General features: G+C 47.9%; 20 protein-coding genes and 2 pseudogenes. 9 read left to right on the top strand and 13 right to left on the bottom strand.

Going from position 1 to position 20056, the window contains the following annotated elements; all coding sequences use genetic code 11:
* The 7 genes and pseudogenes from ACH2BK_RS08845 to ACH2BK_RS08815 form a co-directional block, all read right to left on the bottom strand.
* Positions 1-341, bottom strand: a pseudogene (locus ACH2BK_RS08845) (hypothetical protein); the annotation flags it as partial.
* Positions 313-513, bottom strand: coding sequence for a hypothetical protein (locus tag ACH2BK_RS08840; RefSeq protein WP_395003445.1), 201 nt, complete (start codon positions 511-513; stop codon positions 313-315). The gene ACH2BK_RS08840 and the pseudogene ACH2BK_RS08845, both read right to left, overlap by 29 nt.
* Before the next feature lie 9 nt (positions 514-522).
* Positions 523-1725 (bottom strand): metallophosphoesterase, encoded by a 1203-nt coding sequence (locus ACH2BK_RS08835; protein ID WP_394998042.1) that lies wholly within the window; start codon positions 1723-1725, stop codon positions 523-525.
* Between the two features lie 108 nt (positions 1726-1833).
* Positions 1834-2601: a 3'-5' exonuclease gene (locus tag ACH2BK_RS08830; RefSeq protein WP_394998043.1), complete on the bottom strand. Its 768-nt coding sequence runs from the start codon at positions 2599-2601 to the stop codon at positions 1834-1836.
* Positions 2602-4623, bottom strand: coding sequence for a methionine--tRNA ligase (metG, locus tag ACH2BK_RS08825; protein ID WP_395003443.1), 2022 nt, complete (start codon positions 4621-4623; stop codon positions 2602-2604). It lies immediately after the preceding gene.
* Between the two features lie 9 nt (positions 4624-4632).
* Positions 4633-4824 (bottom strand): hypothetical protein, encoded by a 192-nt coding sequence (locus ACH2BK_RS08820; protein ID WP_395003441.1) that lies wholly within the window; start codon positions 4822-4824, stop codon positions 4633-4635.
* Positions 4825-4832: 8 nt separating this feature from the next.
* On the bottom strand, positions 4833-5705 hold the full coding sequence (locus ACH2BK_RS08815; RefSeq protein ID WP_395003439.1) for a class 1 fructose-bisphosphatase: 873 nt from the start codon (positions 5703-5705) through the stop codon (positions 4833-4835).
* Between the two features lie 161 nt (positions 5706-5866).
* Here ACH2BK_RS08815 and ileS point away from each other — a divergent pair, with 161 nt between their 5' ends.
* From ileS to ACH2BK_RS08785, 6 genes are read left to right on the top strand one after another with little or no spacing between them, the layout of a single operon-like run.
* Positions 5867-8638 carry an isoleucine--tRNA ligase gene (gene ileS / locus ACH2BK_RS08810; protein ID WP_395003437.1) on the top strand — a complete coding sequence of 924 codons (2772 nt, stop codon included), beginning with the start codon at positions 5867-5869 and terminating at the stop codon, positions 8636-8638.
* 9 nt (positions 8639-8647) lie between these two features.
* The gene (locus tag ACH2BK_RS08805) at positions 8648-8773 is read left to right on the top strand and encodes a hypothetical protein (RefSeq protein ID WP_394998049.1); all 126 of its coding nucleotides are present in this window, start codon (positions 8648-8650) and stop codon (positions 8771-8773) included.
* A gap of 2 nt (positions 8774-8775) precedes the next feature.
* A complete protein-coding gene (locus tag ACH2BK_RS08800; RefSeq protein ID WP_395003435.1) occupies positions 8776-9132 on the top strand; it encodes a hypothetical protein in 357 nt (118 codons plus the stop codon).
* On the top strand, positions 9129-10055 hold the full coding sequence (locus ACH2BK_RS08795; RefSeq protein ID WP_395003433.1) for a VWA domain-containing protein: 927 nt from the start codon (positions 9129-9131) through the stop codon (positions 10053-10055). Before ACH2BK_RS08800 ends, ACH2BK_RS08795 begins: the two co-directional genes overlap by 4 nt.
* Positions 10055-10888 carry a VWA domain-containing protein gene (locus ACH2BK_RS08790; protein WP_395003431.1) on the top strand — a complete coding sequence of 278 codons (834 nt, stop codon included), beginning with the start codon at positions 10055-10057 and terminating at the stop codon, positions 10886-10888. Before ACH2BK_RS08795 ends, ACH2BK_RS08790 begins: the two co-directional genes overlap by 1 nt.
* Position 10889: 1 nt before the next feature.
* Positions 10890-11081 (top strand): hypothetical protein, encoded by a 192-nt coding sequence (locus tag ACH2BK_RS08785; protein WP_394998054.1) that lies wholly within the window; start codon positions 10890-10892, stop codon positions 11079-11081.
* Here the strand turns inward: ACH2BK_RS08785 and ACH2BK_RS08780 are convergent.
* Together ACH2BK_RS08780 and fliP are read right to left on the bottom strand one after the other, a co-directional pair.
* Entirely contained in the window at positions 11071-12303 is a 1233-nt protein-coding gene (locus ACH2BK_RS08780; RefSeq protein ID WP_395003426.1) for a tRNA (uridine(54)-C5)-methyltransferase TrmA, read from the bottom strand. The two genes, ACH2BK_RS08785 and ACH2BK_RS08780, sit on opposite strands and share 11 nt — an antisense overlap.
* A gap of 2 nt (positions 12304-12305) precedes the next feature.
* A pseudogene (gene fliP, locus ACH2BK_RS08775) lies at positions 12306-12977 on the bottom strand (flagellar type III secretion system pore protein FliP); the annotation flags it as partial.
* A gap of 328 nt (positions 12978-13305) precedes the next feature.
* Between fliP and glmU the strand changes: the two are divergent.
* The 3 genes from glmU to ACH2BK_RS08760 all read left to right on the top strand — a co-directional run bounded on the left by glmU (position 13306) and on the right by ACH2BK_RS08760 (position 15442).
* A complete protein-coding gene (glmU, locus tag ACH2BK_RS08770; RefSeq protein ID WP_395003424.1) occupies positions 13306-14643 on the top strand; it encodes a bifunctional UDP-N-acetylglucosamine diphosphorylase/glucosamine-1-phosphate N-acetyltransferase GlmU in 1338 nt (445 codons plus the stop codon).
* A gap of 82 nt (positions 14644-14725) precedes the next feature.
* A complete protein-coding gene (gene thiS / locus ACH2BK_RS08765) occupies positions 14726-14923 on the top strand; it encodes a sulfur carrier protein ThiS (RefSeq protein WP_394998059.1) in 198 nt (65 codons plus the stop codon).
* Between the two features lie 6 nt (positions 14924-14929).
* Positions 14930-15442 (top strand): hypothetical protein, encoded by a 513-nt coding sequence (locus ACH2BK_RS08760; protein WP_395003420.1) that lies wholly within the window; start codon positions 14930-14932, stop codon positions 15440-15442.
* A gap of 50 nt (positions 15443-15492) precedes the next feature.
* On the opposite strand, the gene ACH2BK_RS08755 is transcribed toward ACH2BK_RS08760, so the two are convergent.
* From ACH2BK_RS08755 to ACH2BK_RS08740, 4 genes are all read right to left on the bottom strand, one after another.
* Positions 15493-16143 (bottom strand): HAD-IB family hydrolase, encoded by a 651-nt coding sequence (locus ACH2BK_RS08755; protein WP_395003418.1) that lies wholly within the window; start codon positions 16141-16143, stop codon positions 15493-15495.
* An 81-nt stretch (positions 16144-16224) separates the two neighbouring features.
* Positions 16225-17394: a pyridoxal phosphate-dependent aminotransferase gene (locus ACH2BK_RS08750; RefSeq protein WP_395003416.1), complete on the bottom strand. Its 1170-nt coding sequence runs from the start codon at positions 17392-17394 to the stop codon at positions 16225-16227.
* A complete protein-coding gene (locus ACH2BK_RS08745; RefSeq protein ID WP_395003414.1) occupies positions 17385-18653 on the bottom strand; it encodes a pyridoxal phosphate-dependent aminotransferase in 1269 nt (422 codons plus the stop codon). The genes ACH2BK_RS08750 and ACH2BK_RS08745 overlap by 10 nt, the downstream gene beginning before the upstream one ends.
* Before the next feature lie 26 nt (positions 18654-18679).
* On the bottom strand, positions 18680-19504 hold the full coding sequence (locus ACH2BK_RS08740) for a sugar-transfer associated ATP-grasp domain-containing protein (RefSeq protein WP_395003447.1): 825 nt from the start codon (positions 19502-19504) through the stop codon (positions 18680-18682).
* Positions 19505-20056 lie beyond the last annotated feature (552 nt).

Genomic DNA, 20056 nt, shown 5'->3' with positions numbered 1-20056 from the left:
CCTAGATTCTGTCTTTGTGCGTTGTTTAGAATCTCTTTTGTGGATTGCGCGTTTGTTTGTGAATCTGTGGAACTAGATTCTGAATCTGTGCTAGGTTCTGTTAGACTAGATTCTAAACCTTTCTTAGATTCTGTATTTTCTCTACACTCCGCGCTTGGCTTGCCGGAAATTCTAGGATTGTGCGTAAGATTTAAATGTTGTGCAAGGCGAGGCGAAGGAGCTACCTTAGCGGTAGTGACTGAAGCTGAGCTGAAGCACTCATTTAAAGGTTGCGTGCAAGCCGAATTTCCAAAATCACCAAAAGTATCAAATTTAGAAGCTTCTAATCGCCCCCCCCCCAAATGCGTTTATAAGCCCATCACACCCACTCCTACACTCATAGATCCCCTCCCCGCATACAAGAATCGTCGTGCTTGGATACACTTCCACTTCTTGGGCGATCTCCCCCATCTCCTTGGCTTTTTCAAATGTCGTGGTTTTGGATAGCAGCCATCTATAAACAAACCCTAGCATAGCAACTCCTTATCGTGATTTGGGCGTGAGCGTAAAATGCGTGATTTCATTGAAGCTACCCACGCGCATAGGTGCTCCCCAATACCCCGTGCCTTGGCTGATATACACATATCCGCCCATAGGCAGTGAATCTAAGCCCTTGGTATAGGGCTGCTGGAGTGGCACGAGCAGCGAAAAGGGGAATATCTGCCCGCCGTGTGTGTGCCCGCTAAGCACGAGGGAGAGATGAGCTGTGAGCTCTGGCTCGGAATTATGGATAGATTCTAGCTCATAGATAACCTTTGGCTGATGAGAGAGGAATATCATAGGGCTTGGCGTGCTAGCTTTAGCCTTTAGCAGGCTCTGACGCACATCGGGCTTTAAATCGTGGTGCAAAAACGCCTCGCGCACGCCCACGAGATCAGCAATGCCCACTATGCGTATATCCGCGCCCTCGTGCGTGAGCACATCGGCATCATTGAGCAGCACCTTAAAGCCCATCGTGCGCAAATGCTCGAGGATATGGCGCGCGTCGTGGAAATACTCGTGATTGCCTAGCACATAATACACGCCATAGCGCGCTTTTAGGTGTGCGAGTTCATCGACTGCCTCGCGCACGAGCTCTAGGGGCGAATCCACGATATCGCCTGTTAAAAAAATCACATCGGGATTGAGCGCGTTGGTGCGCTCTACGATATCGCGCACGCGAGTGGATTCTATCAAGCCCCCGATATGTATGTCGCTAAGCTGCACGATTTCAAGCGGTGCGCTAAGCCCATCGATTGCTAGTTGTGTGTGCGTGATTTGGGGCTTTTGCACGCCTATGAAAGTCCCATACGCTACCATTGCCACTCCCGCAAACCCCGCTATACGCTTGAGAGTGAATCTAGCGCGTGTGCGCGTGTGCTTGTGCCTAATGCTTAATAGAGCGAGTGAGCAGAGTTGATAGCATAGCGTAACCACCAAAAAGCTAAGTGCCACGCCCATACATATAGAAAGTAGGAGGTAGAGGCTCTGACTTGGCGGGGCTTTGTGGAGGAAAGAAAAATATGCGGCACTGCCTAGGAAGTTTAGCCACACAAGCACGAGCCAAAACCTCCTAAAAAGCGCGGTGGTGGCAAAGGATTTAAGCAGTGCCTTATAGATATAGATATGAATGAGCGCAAACACGCAAGTGGCGAGCAAGGGGAAAAACATATGCTGCATTTGGAAAATACTAAGCGGGGCTTCCATAGGCTTCCTTAGATATGGGATAGTGGGCGGCATTGTAGTATAACTTGGCTTAAACTCATACGCCCCGCCTCCCACGCACCAACCTCGCGCAACGCCCTTGTGAGAGGCTCACACAAAGCCCTTGCGCCCCTTTTTGCTAAAGTCGATGAGGTTTTGGGCAGATTCTATGCTCTTTGGCAGGCACATCATCGCGATTTTAAAGACTTCTAGCGCGGTGAGCGCGTCGGCATAGGCGCGGTGCAGGGCGGAGGTATTGATCCCTAAAAAGGTGTTTAAAAACCCTAGTGCGTAGCGCGGAGAGAGGATCGTCTTGCGTGCTAGATCGAGCGTGCAGAGCCTAGGCAGGAGCATAGGCGGAATGCAATAGCGCGTAAAAGATTCATTAAGGAAGGTAAAGTCAAAACTCACATTATGCGCTACAAACACACTCCCGCGCACAAAGTTTCTAAATCTAGTGAGAATCTCTTGGGGTTGTGGGGCTTTTAGGAGATCTTGGGTGCGTATGCCCGTGAGCGCAGTAATTTCGCTTGGGACATAGGAGGTGAAAATGAGGCTCTCAAAGCGATCGATAATCTTGCCATTTTGGTATTTGAGTGCGCCGATTTCTATCACATCGTGCTCGCTTGCCTTCCCGCCCGTCGTCTCGATATCAACAAAACAAAACACCGCCTCTTGCAGTGGCAAACTCGCGGTGCTAAGCGTGAGCGTATCGCCATCTTGGTGCAGAGGGAAGTCATAGAGTCTGAGGAGCTCTAGGCGTGTGGCGGTATCGGTGTATGCCTCCTCCTCGCCCACATCACGCCAAAATCGCTCAAAAGATTCCAAACTCATAGAATCTTGGCTAAGTCGTTGCAAAAGTTGCGTGTAGGCTTTCATTTATGAGATCTTGCTGCCTGCCTTTTTGGGCACACTGAGTAGGCTTAGCCCCTCATCATCGTGCGCGCTTAGGATCATTCCCTCGCTCACAAGCCCCATAAGCTTGGCGGGCTTGAGATTAGCCACCACGCACACTTGCCTGCCCACAAGCTCGCTTGGCTCGTAGTATTTGGCGATACCAGAGAGGATTTGTTGCGGCTTGGATTCGCCCAAGTCGATGAGAAATCTTAGGAGCTTTTCGCTCTTTGGCACTCTCTCACATTCTAGCACCACACCCACGCGCAAATCAAGCTTTTTAAAATCCTCTATACCCACGAGCTCCACAAGCTCGGGAGTGGAGTTAGATTCAGAACTTGATTGAGTATTTTGGGCTTTGGGCGTGGAGGTTTGGGGGCTCGTAGGTGCGGAGGTGTGCGCTTTAGGCGCGCTAGATTCTTTAGAATCCTTAGAATCTAGTGAGGGCTCGGGCATTAGCGGAGATTCTATACGGGGGAAAAGCGGGGCGGTGGGCGTGAGTGTGGCGAATTGCAAAAGGGCGTTTTGTGAGACATAGCGACTAAAGCTCTGCGTATCTATGCTAGAGCCTAGCGCGGCGGCGATAGCGATGGCGGTTTTTGGCATTATGGGGTAGAGACACAGCGCGGTTTTTAGCAACACATTGCCCACAAGCATCAGCAGGGCGAGGGTTTGCTCACTCTGTGCTTGTTTCATCATTTTCCAGGGCTCATAGGTGCTAATGGCACCATTGCCAAGCCTCAAAAGCCCCCAAAGCTCCTCAAGCGCAGTGTGTGGCTGCATATCGCTCATCGCAGATTCAAACCGCTCTAATATGGGCGCGATTTTTGCCACTTCTTGTGGATAAAACTGCTCTATCTGTGTGCTAGAAAGCTTGCAATCAAAGTATTTTTGCGCCATACCAATGAGGCGGTTTAGGAGATTGCCAATATCATTGCTAAGATCGGAGTTGATACGCTCAATTAACGCCCTTTGGCTAAAGTCGCCATCTTGCCCAAAGGGCACTTCACGCAGCAAAAAATACCGAAACGCTTCTATGCCATAGCTTTGGGCGACTTCTTTGGGATTTACCACATTGCCGATACTTTTGCTCATTTTCACGCCATCGCGAGTCCACCAGCCGTGCGCGTAGATTTTGCGCGGTAGTGGCAGCTCTAGGCTCATCAAAAACGCAGGCCAATACACCGCGTGAAAGCGCAAAATGTCTTTGCCCACGATATGCGTGGTATCCTGCCACAGATCCATACGCAGCGCGCCCTCATAGCCTATCGCGCTAAGGTAGCTCATCAGCGCATCAAGCCACACATACAGGATATGCTTAGGCGCGCCCTCACTGCCCTCATTATCTGCATTCTCTATGCCCTCAGGCAGCGGCACACCCCAGCTAAAGCCCGTGCGCGTGATAGAGAGATCCACTAGCCCAGATTCTACAAAGCGAATGACTTCATTGCGCTTGTGTCTAGGCGCGATCACATCGGGGCATTGCTCATACCATTGCAGGAGGGCGTCTTGGTATTTTGAGAGGGCAAAAAAATAGCTCTCTTCTTTAATAATCGTCGTTATCTTGCCACAATCGGGGCATTTTTGCTCCACCACTTGGTGCTTAGTAAAATGGCTCTCACACGAGATACAATACCACCCCTCATAAATGCCCTTATAAATATCCCCTTTTTGGAACATTTTCTTAAAGGCAGCCTGCGCGCTTTGGCAGTGCGCAGAATCTGTGGTGCGGATAAAGTAGTCAAAGTCGATACCAAACTCCTCCCAAAGCGTGCGAAAATGCGCACTGATAGAATCCGCATAGGCTTGTGGGCTTTGGTTGTGGGCTTTGGCGGATTGCTCGATTTTTTGTCCGTGCTCATCGGTGCCGGTGAGCAAAAACACCTCCTGTCCGCGAATCTGTCGGTATTTTTTGAGCATATCGCAAACGATAGTCGTGTAGGCGTGCCCGATATGTGGGATATCATTGACATAATAAATTGGCGAAGTGATATAGCTTTTAGTCATACAAATCCTTTAGTTGAAGTCAAAACTGCCCTCTTGCCCCTTGTTCATACTCTCATACACGGCTTTTACATAGGCTTTGCGCACTTCGCATTCATAAAAAGAGTCACAGGGCATACACGAGCTAAGATTGTGGGAGGCTTGGCATTCTTGGAGTTTTTGGCTCTGGGTTTGGAGCTTTTGGGCAAAGACATCTTCTTGCATAGCATTCCTTATGCGTTTTTATCTAGGCTATAAGCGCGCCTAACTTGTGCGATCTCCTCACTGCTCCCAAAAAAGCAGGGCGTGCTATCGTGGATATGCCCCACATCAAGCTCTAAAAGTCGCTTACTCCCATCGATCGCCTCGCCCCCCGCGCACTCATACACAAAGGCAAAGGGAAAGACTTCAAAGAGCTTGCGGAGCTTGCCCTCTGGTGCGTCTTGCGTCGCAGGATAGCTAAAGAGCCCCCCGCCTTTGATAAGAATCTGATGGAGATCGGGCACCATACCGCCCGAGTAGCGCAGTCTGTAACCCTGCGCAAAGAGCGACTCCACAAGGGCTTTGTGCCGCCCTGCCCAATGCTGCTGCGTCCCACCGGGCGCGTTTATCTTGCCTTTTGGCTTAAGGCGTAGCGTGCCAAGCAAATGCCACGCGCCCTCATAGTATCGCCAATGCTCCACTTGCTTATGCGCTAGGACTATCTCTAGCCGCGCTCCATACACGATATAGCCACTAGCCACAAGCGCGCGAGATTCTAGCACCCCATCATAGATCCCAAAAATCGTGCCAATGCTCAGGTTGCTATCCACAAGCGAGGAGCCATCGAGCGGATCGTATGCCACGATCAAGCGCGCGCTAGATTCTGTAGAATCCCCACCATACACTACCTCTTGTTTTTCCTCACTGCACACGCCCTTGACACACGCAAGTGCCAACAGTCGCTCCTCGATGAGCTTATCGGCTTGCACATCGACTTGTAGTTGCGTATCGCCGCTAGAGTTTTGGGAGGCAAGGTAACTAGTCGAGGGGTTTTTCAGAAGGGTATCGATCATAATCGCACAGGTTTTAAAAGTCTCAAACACGAGGGATATGGGCTCGCTCATCACACAATCCTTACAAATTAAAAAGTGCGAGATTCTAACACGCTAAAGCTTAAAAGTTTGGCGTGTTTTGTGCGTATGGAATGTGTGGGCTTAGGCAAAATTATGCAGTTCTTATGCAAGTTTTGTTACAATGGAGGGCATTTTGACACACGAGGTATGAGATGGACTACAAAGACACATTGATTTTGCCAAATACTGACTTCCCTATGCGTGGAAATCTCCCCCAAAACGAGCCGCAAGTGTATGCAAAATGGCGTGCAGAGAGAATCTACACACGCCTACGCGACACAAACAACAATCAGCAGAGTTTCACGCTACACGATGGACCACCCTATGCTAATGGACATATCCACATCGGGCACGCGCTCAATAAGATTCTAAAAGACATCGTGGTAAAGCTTCATTATTTTCAAGGACACAAGATCGCCTACACGCCCGGTTGGGACTGCCACGGGCTGCCTATCGAACAAAAGGTGGAAGAAAAAATCGGCAAGGACAAAAAGGACAGCCTGCCAAAGACAGAAATCCGAGAGCTATGCCGTGAGTGGGCGCGGGAGTTTATTGGGATTCAGAGTGAGGAGTTTGAGGATTTGGGCGTTTTGGGGGATTTTGAGAATCCTTATAAAACAATGGACTTTGCCTTTGAAGCAGAGATCTATCGCGCGTTGTGTGCCATTGCTAAGCAGGGCTTGCTTATTGAGCGCAGCAAGCCAGTGTTTTGGAGCTGGGCGGCAAAGAGCGCGCTAGCTGAAGCCGAGGTGGAGTATCAGGACAAGGAGGATTATTCAATCTTTGTGGGCTTTGCGCTTAGTGCGGATTCTTGCAAAAAGCTAGGGGTAGAGCGCGCCCAAGCCGTGATTTGGACGACGACACCTTGGACACTGCCCGCAAACCAAGCCATCGCGCTTAATGCCAATGAAGAGTATGCCATCACCAAAGATGGCTATATCATCGCTAAGCCGCTGCTCCAAAGCCTTGTGGAGCTTGGCATCACCAAAGGCGAGATTGCTAAAACCTATCAGGGCGGGGAGTTTGAGAATCTAGAAGCGATAAATCCGCTAAATGGCAGAATCTCACGCCTCATTTTAGGCGATTATGTGCTAATGAGTGGTGGGAGTGGGCTGGTGCATACCGCGCCCGGGCACGGGGAGGACGACTACTACGCGTGCCTCAAATACGATATAGAAGTGCTAATGCCTGTCGATGATGGCGGCTGCTACGATGAGACACTTAAAAATAAGGGGCTTTTGCCAGATGAGGTGGTGGATTCATTTATCGGCGTGCATATTTTTAAGGCAAATGAGAAGATTCTAGAGCTCCTAGGCGAGAGCCTCCTGCACGCCTCAAAATTCACACACTCCTATCCGTTTTGTTGGCGCACGCACAAGCCCGTGATTTATCGCGCGACTAAGCAGTGGTTTATCCTGATGGACAAGCCCTTTGGCGAGAGTAATAAAACTCTGCGCGAGGTGGCATTATCTGAGCTAGAAAAGGTGCGATTTTACCCCGAGCACGGGCGCAATAGAATCTCTTCAATGATTGCAAACCGCCCGGATTGGTGTATCTCTAGGCAGCGCGATTGGGGTGTGCCTATCGCGTTTTTTAAAGACAAGCGCACGGGCGAGGTGGTGCTAGATTCTGAAATCTTAGAGTTTGTCGCGCAGGTGTTTGAAAATGAGGGCTGCGATGCGTGGTGGAGCAAGAGCACGCAGGAGCTGCTCCCCCCTAGCCACAGAGCCCAAAGCGCGCATTATGAGAAAATCCACCATATCCTTGATGTGTGGTTTGATAGCGGCAGCACTTGGAGAGCCGTGCTACAATCACGCGCCTATGAGGCGGGGGAGTATCCAGCGAGTATGTATCTAGAGGGGAGCGATCAGCACCGCGGGTGGTTCCAGAGCTCGCTGCTTGTGAGCTGCGCGATACACGCAAAAGCCCCATACGCGAGTATCCTCACGCATGGATTCACGATGGATGAAAATGGCGAGAAAATGAGCAAATCTAAGGGCAATGTGATCGCGCCCCAAGAGATTCTAAAAACCTATGGGAGTGATATTTTGCGCCTGTGGGTGGCACTAAGCGATTACCAAAACGATCAGAGAATCTCCCAAAATATCCTCAAGCAGGTGAGCGAGCAGTATAAAAAAATCCGCAATACCATACGCTTTTTGCTTGCCAACACACAGGATTTGCGCGCGCTCACGCCGCTAGATTCAGAGATTGATCGCTATATCGTTGCACTAGCCAATGAGGAACTAGAGCAGGCTCTCAAGCTTTTTTTAGAATACGAGTTTGCCAAGGGCTTTGGCGTGATTATGAACTTTGTGAGCACGCATCTAAGTGGCGTGTATATGGATTTGTGCAAGGATAGCCTGTATTGTGATGGGCTAGATTCTGTGCGGCGGGCTTCCATACAGAGTGCTATGGCATTTATCCTCAAAAAACTTCTTTTTGTCCTCGCGCCCACGCTCACTTACACCGCATATGAGGCGTTTGGCTATGCCAATGCGTGCATTAGGGGCGAGGCAAGCGATGTGTTTGATTTGCGCAATCCGCGTATAGAGGAAGTAGCCGGGGCGCGTGAGCCACAGGCAGACTTTGCGCGTCTGATGAAAATCCGCGAGAGCTTTGGCATTAGCGTAGATTCACTAAAAAAAGACAAAATCATCAAATCCTCCCTAGAACTTTGCGTGATAAGCCCCAATGCGCAGGAGTTTAGCGAGCTTGATAGGTGGCTTATTGTGAGTGGTTGGGGCAGGAGTGAAGAGGGGCTTATAGTCTTAAAAAGCTTTGAAGTGGAGTGTGAGGGCGGCACAGAGCGATTTGTCATCACAAAGGCGCAGGCGCACAAATGCCCGCGGTGCTGGCAGTTTGTCGCACAGAGCGAGGAGAGCCTCTGTCCGCGCTGTCAGCAAGTTATTAATACGCTCTAGGGGCTAGAAATGGGAGAAGTGTTCAACCTCGCCGAGCCCTTTGGGTATTTTGAAGCCTTTAGCACGATTATTGTCGTGTGCAGCGTGGCATTTGTGAGTTTTTTATTATTGCGACATTTTAAGCCCAAACACTAGCAATGCACGAGATTGCCGATATTTTCGAGCCTATCACGCCTTGGAGCGTGCCGCTTACTATCATCGGCGTGGTGCTCATTTTTGGGTGCGTGAGCGGTGCATGGCTTGTGCTAAAAAGGCGCAAAAACCCGCTTATAAAAAGGCTCAAATCCCTTGATGTGCGAGATTCTAAACAATTTGCCAAGGAATTTAGCGCATTGGTGCAAAAAGCACGCACAGAGCGGACTTTCGCTCCCTCTACACTTGCGCAGCTAGAGGAGTTTTCCCAACGCCTCGCCCCCTATAAGTTCCCCAAAAACCCACCGCCTCTAGATTCACTACTGCTTTCCCGATACCAACGCCTTTGTGAGATTCTATGAGTTTTGGTTATCCACTTGCGTGGCTTGTGCTCGTGGCGTTTGTGCTAACACAATGGCTGCTTAAAGGCTCGCGCACGCCTATCTATGTGCCCGATATCGCATTAATGCGGGGCGTTAAAAAGTCGCGTTGGCTTGAGGTGGCGAAGTGGCTTGGGATTGTGTGCGTGGTGTGCGCGCTCTCTAAGCCCCTGTGGCAGAGCGAAGATCGCCTCTATCCCACCACACAGAGCCAAATCGCACTCGTGCTAGATACGAGCTTTTCTATGGAAGCGGTGGATTTTAGCCACACGGGCGAAAACCGCCTTGAGGTGCTTAAGCGGCTTAGCAAGGAGTTTATCGACAAAAATCCCTATGATAGTGTGCTTGTCGTGGCATTTGGGGAGCACACGCTGATACTCAATGCCCTCACGCAAGATAGGGAGTTTTTGCACTATGTTATCGATAGCCTCACGCTCGGACTAGCTGGGGGTAAAACAGCGATTAACAACGCTCTAGCGCGCACCATCTACGCACTCACAGAATCTAGGGGCAGAGAGGAAGCGTTTATGGGCAAAAACACAGAGATTAAGCGCAGCATTATCCTGCTAACCGATGGGTTTGATACAGATTCAACCATCAGCACCGCTGAAATGATGGATCTGGCAATCAAATCGGGCGTGAGAATCTATCCCATAAATATCAGCGATGGCGGCGATATGCAAAGCCTTAGTTTTATCGCCAAGACAAGCGGGGGCAGGGCATTTAGCGCGATTGATGAGCGAGAACTCACAGAGGTGTATGAGCACCTCGGCGCACTCACGCCCCACACGATTATGAAGCCCTATGGCTATGATATGAGCTCTTTTGCGCTAGGGCTTGGGATTGTCCTGCTGCTTGCGTGGGGCGCGGGGCAGTTTGGGCTATGGCACAAATGGCGGTGTTAATGCAGGATATGGCAATCTTTGGGCTTTTATGCGCGTGCATGGCGGGGATTTTAGGCTATGGATACAAACGCCACAAGGGCTTTATATTTATCACAAGTATGGCGGCACTTTTGTGCTTTGGCTTTGGCTTAGCACAACTCCTCCTTTTTGAATCTAGCGCGCCCCTTAGTCAATCTCGGGCGGTGTTTGTGCTTGATGTCTCTAAATCTATGCAGGCGCGCGATATTTTCCCCTCGCGCCTAAGCTTTGCGATAAAAAAGCTACAAATGTTGCTAAAGACGCACAAGCCTTGTGCGAGTATCATCATTTTTGCGCAAAATGCGTATTTGTTTTCGCCCTTTAGCTGCGATTATCTCACACAGATTGAGCAGCTCCAGAGGCTAGATTCTGCCAAGCTTCCTTGGCGGGAGGGGGTGTTTGAGGGGGCGTTAGATTCTGGTGGTAGCAATGGCGCGCTAGCACTAGAGGCAGCCAAGCTCTATGGGGAGAGAATCATCGTGCTAAGCGATGGGGAGTTTGTCCCTAGGGGCGCGACTTTGTGGCTCTTTGCCACGCCACAGGGCAGTGTGGTGGAGATAGATTCTAAGCTATTGTATGATGAGGGTGGCAATGCCGTGCATAGCGCGCCATTGCCCGAGGCAATGCGCGAGGCGATAGCCTTTTCTTATGGCAACAAAGACATACAGGCAATTGCCCCTATGCTAGCCAAAACCACTAATAATTCCCCACAAAGCTCAAGCCTCGCGCGCTTAAGCATTGCGCTTGGGCTCGTGCTGCTTTTTATGGGCTTGTATGGGCAGAAGTTGTCTTATCTTATCAACAAAAGGAGATAGTATGAAAAAAGTGCTTATGTGCGTAGTGATGGGCGCTGTGGTGCTTGGCATTATAGCGTGTGCGGATGTGCGCGAGGTATTTGGCGATGTGGATAAAAAAATCGATGATTTCAAAGAAGAAAACCATATCACCCAAAAGCTTGATGAAGTCTCTGATGAGGCAAATAAGGCGCTTGATGATATCACGCGCTAGCGCGTGTGAGGATACAGATAGATTCTATATGGTGGGTGTAGGGGAATTGCTCAAAAAGGGCTAGCGTGTGTATGCGGTGTGTGCGACGCAATACCCTAAGATCGCTATGCAGAGTTTGTGGCGCGCAGGAAATGTAGATGATGAGAGGAAAGCGCGCGATAAACTCGAGCATAGCCTCATCGCCCACGCCACTCCTAGGCGGATCGATGAGTATCGCCCCAAAGCTAAAGCTCGCCAAATCCACATTTTTGAGCCGAAAAAACTCGCGCTGTGCCAAAAGCGCGCTTATGCTCTCTTTTGCATTAAGGCGCGCGAGAGTGATATTAGTAATGCTATGATGAGCGATTGTCTCTTGGAGCGTTTTTATAGAATCTTTCACCACCTCCGTGGCAAAAACACGCCTAAAGAGTTGGCTAAGAGGGATTGTGAAATTCCCACTTCCGCAATAGAGCTCCAAAAGATCAGTTGTAGCGATAGCGGGCAGAATCTGCGGGAGTGTGGTGAGCAGGAAGGCGAGCATTTGGGCGTTGATAAAGGGATTTGGTTGAGAAAAGAGGCTTTCTTGTTTGAAAATCGTGCATTTGTCAAAGTCTATGCCACGCTTGCTTAGCGCGTTTTTGGAGCCTTCATCAAGGTAGGTGCTAAAATTATCCCTAATACAAGCAGATAGAGAATCTTGCGCGGGACTAAAGGCTATCTTCTCCCCCTTAGCGCGCCTTATGAGGATAATCTCAAATCCGGGGTAGCGCGAGCGCAAAATCTCTGTGAGCCTAGATTGCAGCGCGTGAAACAAATGGGTGCTATCAGATTCTAAAGGCTTGTGATAGATAAGCGTGATGATACACGCCTCATAGGTAGAGAGGAAGCTGCAGCCATAGAGCTTGTGGCGCAGTGGGTGGGCGGGGGCTAGAGGAGCAAAAATCTCGCGAATGTGGCGGAGTAGAATCCCTATAGGCTCTAGCAATATGGGGCAGTGCGTGATTTTGGTGCGTTCATTCTTGCCAAAAGCATTGGTGGCAAAATAAAAGCCCTCATAAGTGCAGAATCTAAAATCCGCGCGTGCCCTAAAACCTTCCTTTGGCGAGGCAAAAAGCAATGGTGCAATCTCACGCGAGCCTTCCTGCCCAAGCAGCATATCTGCCACTTGCCTAGCCTGCGTGGCAAAGTCATAGCCCTCATAGGCTCCACACCCGCCACAAACCCCAAAATGCGTGCAAACCACAGCTACTTAAATCCCGCTACGAGATTGCCCGTGAGGAGATTAAACCCATCTACTAGCACAAACACGAGAATCTTAAAGGGTAGTGAAATCATTACCGGCGGGAGCATCATCATACCCATTGCCATCAGCACCGAGCTTATCACCATATCGATAACCAAAAACGGCAGATAGAGCAAAAATCCTATCCAAAACGCCGTCTTTAGCTCGCTTATCATAAACGCCGGAATCGCCACGGTTAGGGGCACATCGTCGATTGTTTGGGGATTATCGAGGTTGCGTATGCGGAAAAAAAGCGCGAGATCTTTTTGGCGCGTGTTTTGGATCATAAATTCTTTGAAAGGCTTGGCAGCGCGCACAAAAGCCTCATCATAGGAGATTTGGTTTTCGGTATAGGGTTTAATCCCGCTTTCATAGCTTTTCATAACCACAGGTTCCATAATAAAAAATGTCAGCACAAGCGAGAGCGAGACAAGAATCTGCGTGGGCGGGGACTGCTGCGTGCCAAGCGCAGTGCGCAAAAACGCAAAGACAATCAAAATCCGCGTAAAGCTCGTCATCACCAAAATAAGCGAGGGGGCGAGCACAAGGAGCGTGATGATAATCACGACATTGAGCGTGGTTACGAGCTCCTTTGGCTCTGTGGGTGGGGTAAGGGAGAGATTGAGTCTAGGGACAAACTGCGCGGGGGGCATTTGGACATTTGGCGTGGAAGTGATCTCTTGGGTTTGCTGCTCGGCTAGGGGCGTGCTATCTGTTTGGGGCACAAGATTTGGCACGAGCGGTTCTTTGGGCGTGTAGGGGTTTTGGACTTCTATCATATAGGGGTGTTCCTCTGTCTGCGCACCTAGTGGTGCAAACCACACAGACAAAAGGCACAACACACACAAGCCAAGCTTTTTCAAATCTCTACCTTAGAAAGTCAGGATAAAATCGGGCGATGATTATAGGCTTTAGTGTGTTAAAATTCCATAAAATCATTACCCCCAAAGACTAAGGATTTGTATGACTACTCCCCTCTCTGTCGTGATTTTGGCTGCTGGTGCTGGCACGCGTATGAAATCCTCCACCCCAAAAGTCCTCCACACACTCTGTGGCAAGGCTATGCTCTCCCTCATCGTGCAGCAAGCCCTAGAGCTAAGCGATGATATCCATATCGTGCTCTACCATCAAGCCCAAAAGATTAAAGATGTGTTGCGCGAGGAGTTTGGCGCGCTGCTAGATTCTATCTTACACCTCCATACCCAAGATATAGAGCACTTCCCGGGCACGGGAGGCGCACTGCGCGGGATAGAATCTAAGCACAATCGCGTGCTAGTGCTCAATGGCGATATGCCGCTTGTGCGCGCTAGTAGCCTGCGCTCCCTCTGTGCGCGCACAGAATCTATCGTGATGAGCTTGCTGTGGCTGCAAAACCCCGATGGCTATGGGCGCGTGGTGCTAGATGAAGCGACTTGCGAGCCCTGCGCCCCCAAAGTCCTAAAAATCATCGAGCAAAAGGACGCAAACCCAAAGGAGCTAGAGATACAAAGCGTGAATGCGGGCGTGTATGTCTTTGACAAAGAGATTTTAGCGCGCTTTATCCCCCGCCTTAGCAATGCCAACGCGCAGCAGGAGTATTACCTCACCGATGTGATCGCGCTTGCACGCGATGAGGGTGTGGCGATAGGCGGTGTGTTTGTGAGTGAAGGCGAGTATATGGGGGTAAATGACAAGATTCACCTCTCGCTTGCCCAAGAGGTGCTTTTGGCGCGATTGCGTGAGCGCGCGATGGCACAGGGCGTCAAGATGGATATGCCCCACACGATTTATATAGAATCCGATGTCGTGTTTGAGGGGGAGTGCGTGCTGGAGAATGGCGTGAGAATCTGTGGCAAGAGTCTCGTGCGGGATTCGCATATCAAAGCCCATAGCGTGATAGAATCTAGCGTGGTTGTCAATAGCGATATCGGTCCTATGGCGCATTTGCGCCCCAACTCACATATCGCGCACACGCATATAGGCAACTTCGTGGAGCTAAAAAGTGCGAGGCTAGAGGGCGTCAAAGCCGGGCACCTAAGCTATCTAGGGGATTGCGAGATAGGCGAGGGGAGCAATATCGGTGCGGGGGTAATCACTTGCAATTATGATGGCAAGGCAAAGCATAAGACAATCATCGGGCAAAATGTCTTTGTGGGGAGTGATTGTCAGCTTGTAGCCCCCGTGCGATTAGAATCTAACACCCTCATCGCCGCAGGCAGCACGATTACGCACAATGTCCCAAGCGGCGCATTAGCCATAGCGCGTGGCAAGCAGCACAACAAGCCCGGGTTTTTTGCCAAGTTTTTTGGCAAAGCCAAGTGAGAGATGCGCGCAAAAAATGCGCAAAATACATAAAGCACACAAAATACACAAAGAACGCACAAAAATGCACAAAGGAGGCGGTATGCAGATTATCCTAAATGGAGAGGCTTATAGCACCTCGGCGCGCTCTATCGCCGAGCTCATCGAGGAAGTGGGCGTGAGGGCAAAAACTATCGCACTAGCGCAAAATACCCAAGTGGTGCGCGAAGATGGGTGGAGTGAGACGCCACTGCGTGAGGGCGATGAAATCGAGATATTGCAGTTTATGGGTGGGGGCTGATACGAGGTGCGCTTCATACTGCTTATAAGCCTGCTTGCGCACATCGCGTGGGGCTATGATAGCTTCCGCATAGGTTGGAGTGGTGCGAATTTGAGCGAGATTAGGGGCGATTATGGGAGCAAAAGTATCTCGGGCGTGCTCTTTGGGATCGAGCGCGGCAAAATGTGGGATAATCTCGTGTTTGGCGCATATCTTGAGGGCAATGTCTGGCCCCTCAATGCGAGGAATGATGGCGGGTATTATGGTATCAGTGTGGGCGGCAAGGTGGGGTATAGAGTTAGCCATCTGCTGCCTTATGTGCGACTAGGCGCGGAGTATATGAGCCTGCAGCACACAGGCACGAACTCCTCACAGCGCAACATCGGCGGTGCGATCGCTGAGATAGGTATGAGCGTGGATATAGTCGAGGGCTTTGGGCTAGGTATCGCGCTCAAATCTAGCCTACCGGATTTTTATAGACAATCGGGCACCTATCGGCTCTTTAATGTGATGGTGTATTTTGTGTATTATGGGTTTTAAGTCATACGCCTTAGGAATAAACCTCAATCACAAAGCAGAGGAGTATTTATCTAGAGTATTTCATATCCCATGATACGTGCCCATTGCAGATCCTTACCACATTCTATTGCTACACCATTGCCTACAAAGGAGAGTAATGGTATATCACTAGGACAATCACTATATGCATAGGAGCTTTTGAGATCAAAGGCACTTGTATCAAGCATTTGTGTAAGTTTATAGAGCTTACGATATTCCATGGTGTGGATACCATCTATATTTCCGTTTAAAACACCATCGTGTGATTGTAGGCTAATTGCTATGATATTGTCTATACTAAAAAACTTAGCGAATTCTTTGATGTATATTTCAAGTCCGCCAGATACAATGGCTATGGTGTGCCCACTCTCTTGGTGAAAGCGCAATCGATCCAGCACCTTTGCATTGGTTTTGTGTATAAGATTTTGCTGCACATAGTCTTTTGCTATTTGTGTGGCATGCTCTATATCAAATCCCTTGAGTTCTGGATAGCGCGGGGGATTAAAATCAAATAAGGAAAGTTTGGTATATCTATGAAGGCGTGGCAGGATCTTACGTTGCCAATGTAAGATTTGTTTATTATAGTGGGGGTTTGCCTTGCCTACCATATCTAGATACGGTTGGATACTCTGAATAGAGACTAATGTTTCACAAAAATCAAAGATGGCTAGTATGTTTTGCATTCTATTCCTTTTGAGTATATTTAAAGCTCTTGACTTTGCCAAATACGCGAAGTATAGCACATATGATAAGGATTTGTGTGACTATGAGTGTCTAAGTTCATTGTGCAGAGATTGTATGATCTTGGTGTTTTCTTCTTTGCTTCTTGAGGCAAGGCGGATAAACTCGCCATTTAAGCCTATTTTGTCACTACAAGTGCGCACATAGATTCCATATTTGATAAGCATTTTCATCACAAATTCTGTGCTTGTTTCTCCATTTAGAATCTCTATGATCGCGAAATTTGCTTTGCTTGGATAGACCTTGAGCTTTGGGATTTGGGATAGGTGTGTGAAAAATTCTTGTGTTTGTTGAATATAGAGTTTTCTTACATTTTCGTATTCACTTATAAATCCATTGCGCACATAAAGCCTAAAAAAATATTCGCTAAGCCCATTAGAGTTCCATAAATAGCCATTTTGTAGAAGTCTGGCGACTTTGTCTTTTGCCATAATCCCATAGCCTGCACGAATGCCAGCGATACCAAAATCCTTTGACATGCTTTTGATTAAAATCACATTGGGAAATTCTTTAAAAAGCGCACTATATGATAGGAAGCTATATGTGTCATCTTCGAAAGCAAAGTGTAAAAAGCTCTCGTCAATGATGATATTTTCTACTTCAGGCAGACTAGCGATGATAAGACGTAATTCTTCATAAGGTATGTAGCCACCATCGGGATTATTGGGGTTGATGATCACAATACTTTGTGGTTTTTGGGTCTTGACAAACTCGATGTAGGCTTGTGTATCAAGTGCAAAGTCCTTTTCTTTTGCTAGTTGATAGAGCACCACTTCTGTTTTGGTATTGCTAAATTCATAGTAGGAGGAAAATGTGGGGATATTGACTACAATTTTGCGTTCTACAAAATTATGTAAAACAGCTTGGATAACCTCTATTGCCCCATTTCCTACGAAAATGCATTCTTTGTCAAGATCTAGGCGATTGGCAAGGACTTCAGCAATGACACTATTTTGTGAGGGATAAAACTCCAAAACATCTCTTAGTTTTTTTGTATCACACAGCTCTTGCTGTAAGTAGCGCATAAAAAGATCTGTGGCATAGGGATTTGAGAGAAAACACGCATCAATAGTGATCTTAAGCTCGGGTATGCGTTCTATAAGTGTAAAGATACTTGGACTATGACTGCCTGCAGCGTCTTTTAGAGCTTTGATTTTCTCTGCGATGATTTGTTGATTTTTATTTAACTGCATAAAATCTCCTTGTGTTGTGGTTTATGTAGAGCGGTAATGCAAGGAAAGGCAATAGACAAACTCTTGCGTATGTAAAAAGTAAGAATATTAGGATTAGGAGATAGAGGGTGTTTTGTATGTGTGGAAATGCTTTTTGGGAAGTTTCTATTTTTTGGTGCTACCCCCCCCCCATTTAATGCTTTATAGACTTTTTGCATTTGTGTATGTGTGCCGATGGTGATGCGAAAGTGGTTTGGGATGATATGTCGATAGTCGCGTATATAGATATGGTGACGCTCCAAAAGTCTGCAGAGATCGTGTGTATGTGAAATAAGTATGAAGTTTGCTGCGGAATGATAGGTTTTGATACCAAGAGATCGAATCTGTGTATCAAACCATTCTTTGGCGCGTTGCACTTCCTTGACATATGCCCACATATACGACTCGTCTTTAAGAGCATGTATAGCTGCTACTTGTGCGAGAGCAGAGAGACTTTTGGGGTTGCGTAGTTTATTGAGCAAGGCTATATTTTGTGCATGGCTTATGCAATAGCCAATACGAAAGCTTGCCAAACCAAAAGCTTTGGAAAATGTCCGCGTGATGATGAGATTTTTATGTGTGACTGTAAGAGGAGCTAGAGTTTGGGCACAAAATTCATAATACGCCTCATCAATGAGAAACATCGTATTGCTATGAGTTTGTATGAGATTTTGGAGCTGTACGCTGTCATAGACTATGCCTGTGGGATTGTTGGGATTGCAGATATAAACCATTTGGGGCGTGTGGTGGATAATGGCTCTGTCTAAAGCATCAAAATCAAGCATAAAATCTTTTGTGAGATAAAAAAAGTGTGTTGTGATCCCAATGCCTTGCGCCCTTGATCGGAAATTATCATATGTGGGAGCGACTATCAAGGCTTTGTCACCTGTGTCCAAAAAAACCTGCAAAATATATTCGTGTGCACAATCTGAACCCCCAAAAATCTCAATTTGCTCAGAATCTACGCGTGCATACTTGGCGAGAAGGGCATAGAGCTCGGTGTTGTGTGTGTCGGGATACCACTGCAAAAAACCATGGTCTAGGAAATGATATAAGCCCTGTGTAACTAGAGGTGATGGCGGTATAGTGGATTCATTCCAATCAAGTTTTAGGATATCTTCCCTATGCGCACACTCCCAGACTTTATGTGAAATGGGGATATAAGGCTTGAGGGTGCGGATGTGATGATTGATATGTGGAGTTGCAGAATCCTCAAATTGTGTTTTTATGATCTTTTGCATATGTGTGCCTTTGTGGGATTTGTGTCTTAGGCTTTGGTGTTTCGTGCGACTTGGGTAAATATATCATCACTCAAATCCCCAAATAGTGGAGTATTGCAAAACTCAATGATTTCACAGCCCGGGTACATGGAATTGAGCTCGATAAAGATAGGATTGCCCGCACTGTCAATGCTAAAATCCCAACCAATAAGCCCAAGGTGCGGGATACACAGATGCATAGAGCGCGCCATATCAAGCACATCAGAGAAATGTGGGATTTTAGGATCAAAGGATTCTTTGAGATTGGGGAGGGATTGTATTGCCTCTCCTTTGCCTTTTATAATAAAATCGCGCAGGCTACCAGATTCACTAATACCGATACGGAAAAACCCACCATTAGAAGTGGGGCGTGTATCGCCTACAAGGAGACTACTAGGAAGTGTGTGAATCTTGTCTTTATACAGGAGAGTCATAATCCTAAAGGTATTAACCGAATGCGCGTTGAGATTACTCAGATAGGGATGTTGTTGTATAAATTCTTGCACGATGTAGTCCATTGGATAGCTTTGTAGGATTTGTATGAGAGCATCTTCGCTTTGTTGGGTATGGAGAATCTGCACATTTTTGCCAGACCCAGTGGTGTCGTATTCGGTAGGTTTGATCACTACTTTTTCGTAGGATTTAAGAATCTTTATAGCTTCCTGTAAAGTGGTGGGCATAAAATAGCTTGGAATACTTTTGTGTGGTTGATACAGCGTGCCTTTAATGTTTTTGAGGATACTTTTTGGTTTATGATAATGTGCAAAAAGCGTGTCATAGTAGTTTTTGTCAGCAAAAACCTGGGCGTAAGAATTTGGGTTAAAATATGGAATGACATTGAGATAATAAAAGGGATTATCTAAATAACGAACATCAAGTGGGTGATTTTGATTGACATTGTAGAGAATTGTGTGCCAATCAAGAGTAAGATTCAGCCTCTTTGTGCTTGCCCCCCCCCCCCATTTATAAACTTACTCCAATACGCTAGTATAGCTTCTTTGTGTTCTTGAGGTAGGGGTTTTAGATTTGTATGCAGGGCGAGATACTGGGTGGTTTTGGTCAAGAAATATTGGAGTGAGCGTGATTGATGGTATGCGGATAAGATTTGTTTTGTGTATGTTTTGAGTTGAGATTTGATTGTGCGGAGCATAAAAATCCTTTGATCGCAAAAATGTCGGAGCATTATACGATAAATTCTCTAAAAATCAAGCCCTGCACCTCTTACGATTCAGGGATTTGTCTGCCGCTCAAGTATCTCGAGGGCACGGCGGAGATGATCTAGGTGGATATAGGCGTTTTCTTTTTGCGGGTGCATAGAGGTATCACGCGTCTCCCCCACCATATACCGATACTTGTGCCCCCTTAGCAGTGCGCACATTTGGGGT

The sequence above is a fragment of the uncultured Helicobacter sp. genome (assembly GCF_949282165.1).
Taxonomy (GTDB): domain Bacteria; phylum Campylobacterota; class Campylobacteria; order Campylobacterales; family Helicobacteraceae; genus Helicobacter_F.
This window is presented reverse-complemented; position numbering and strand designations above follow the sequence as displayed.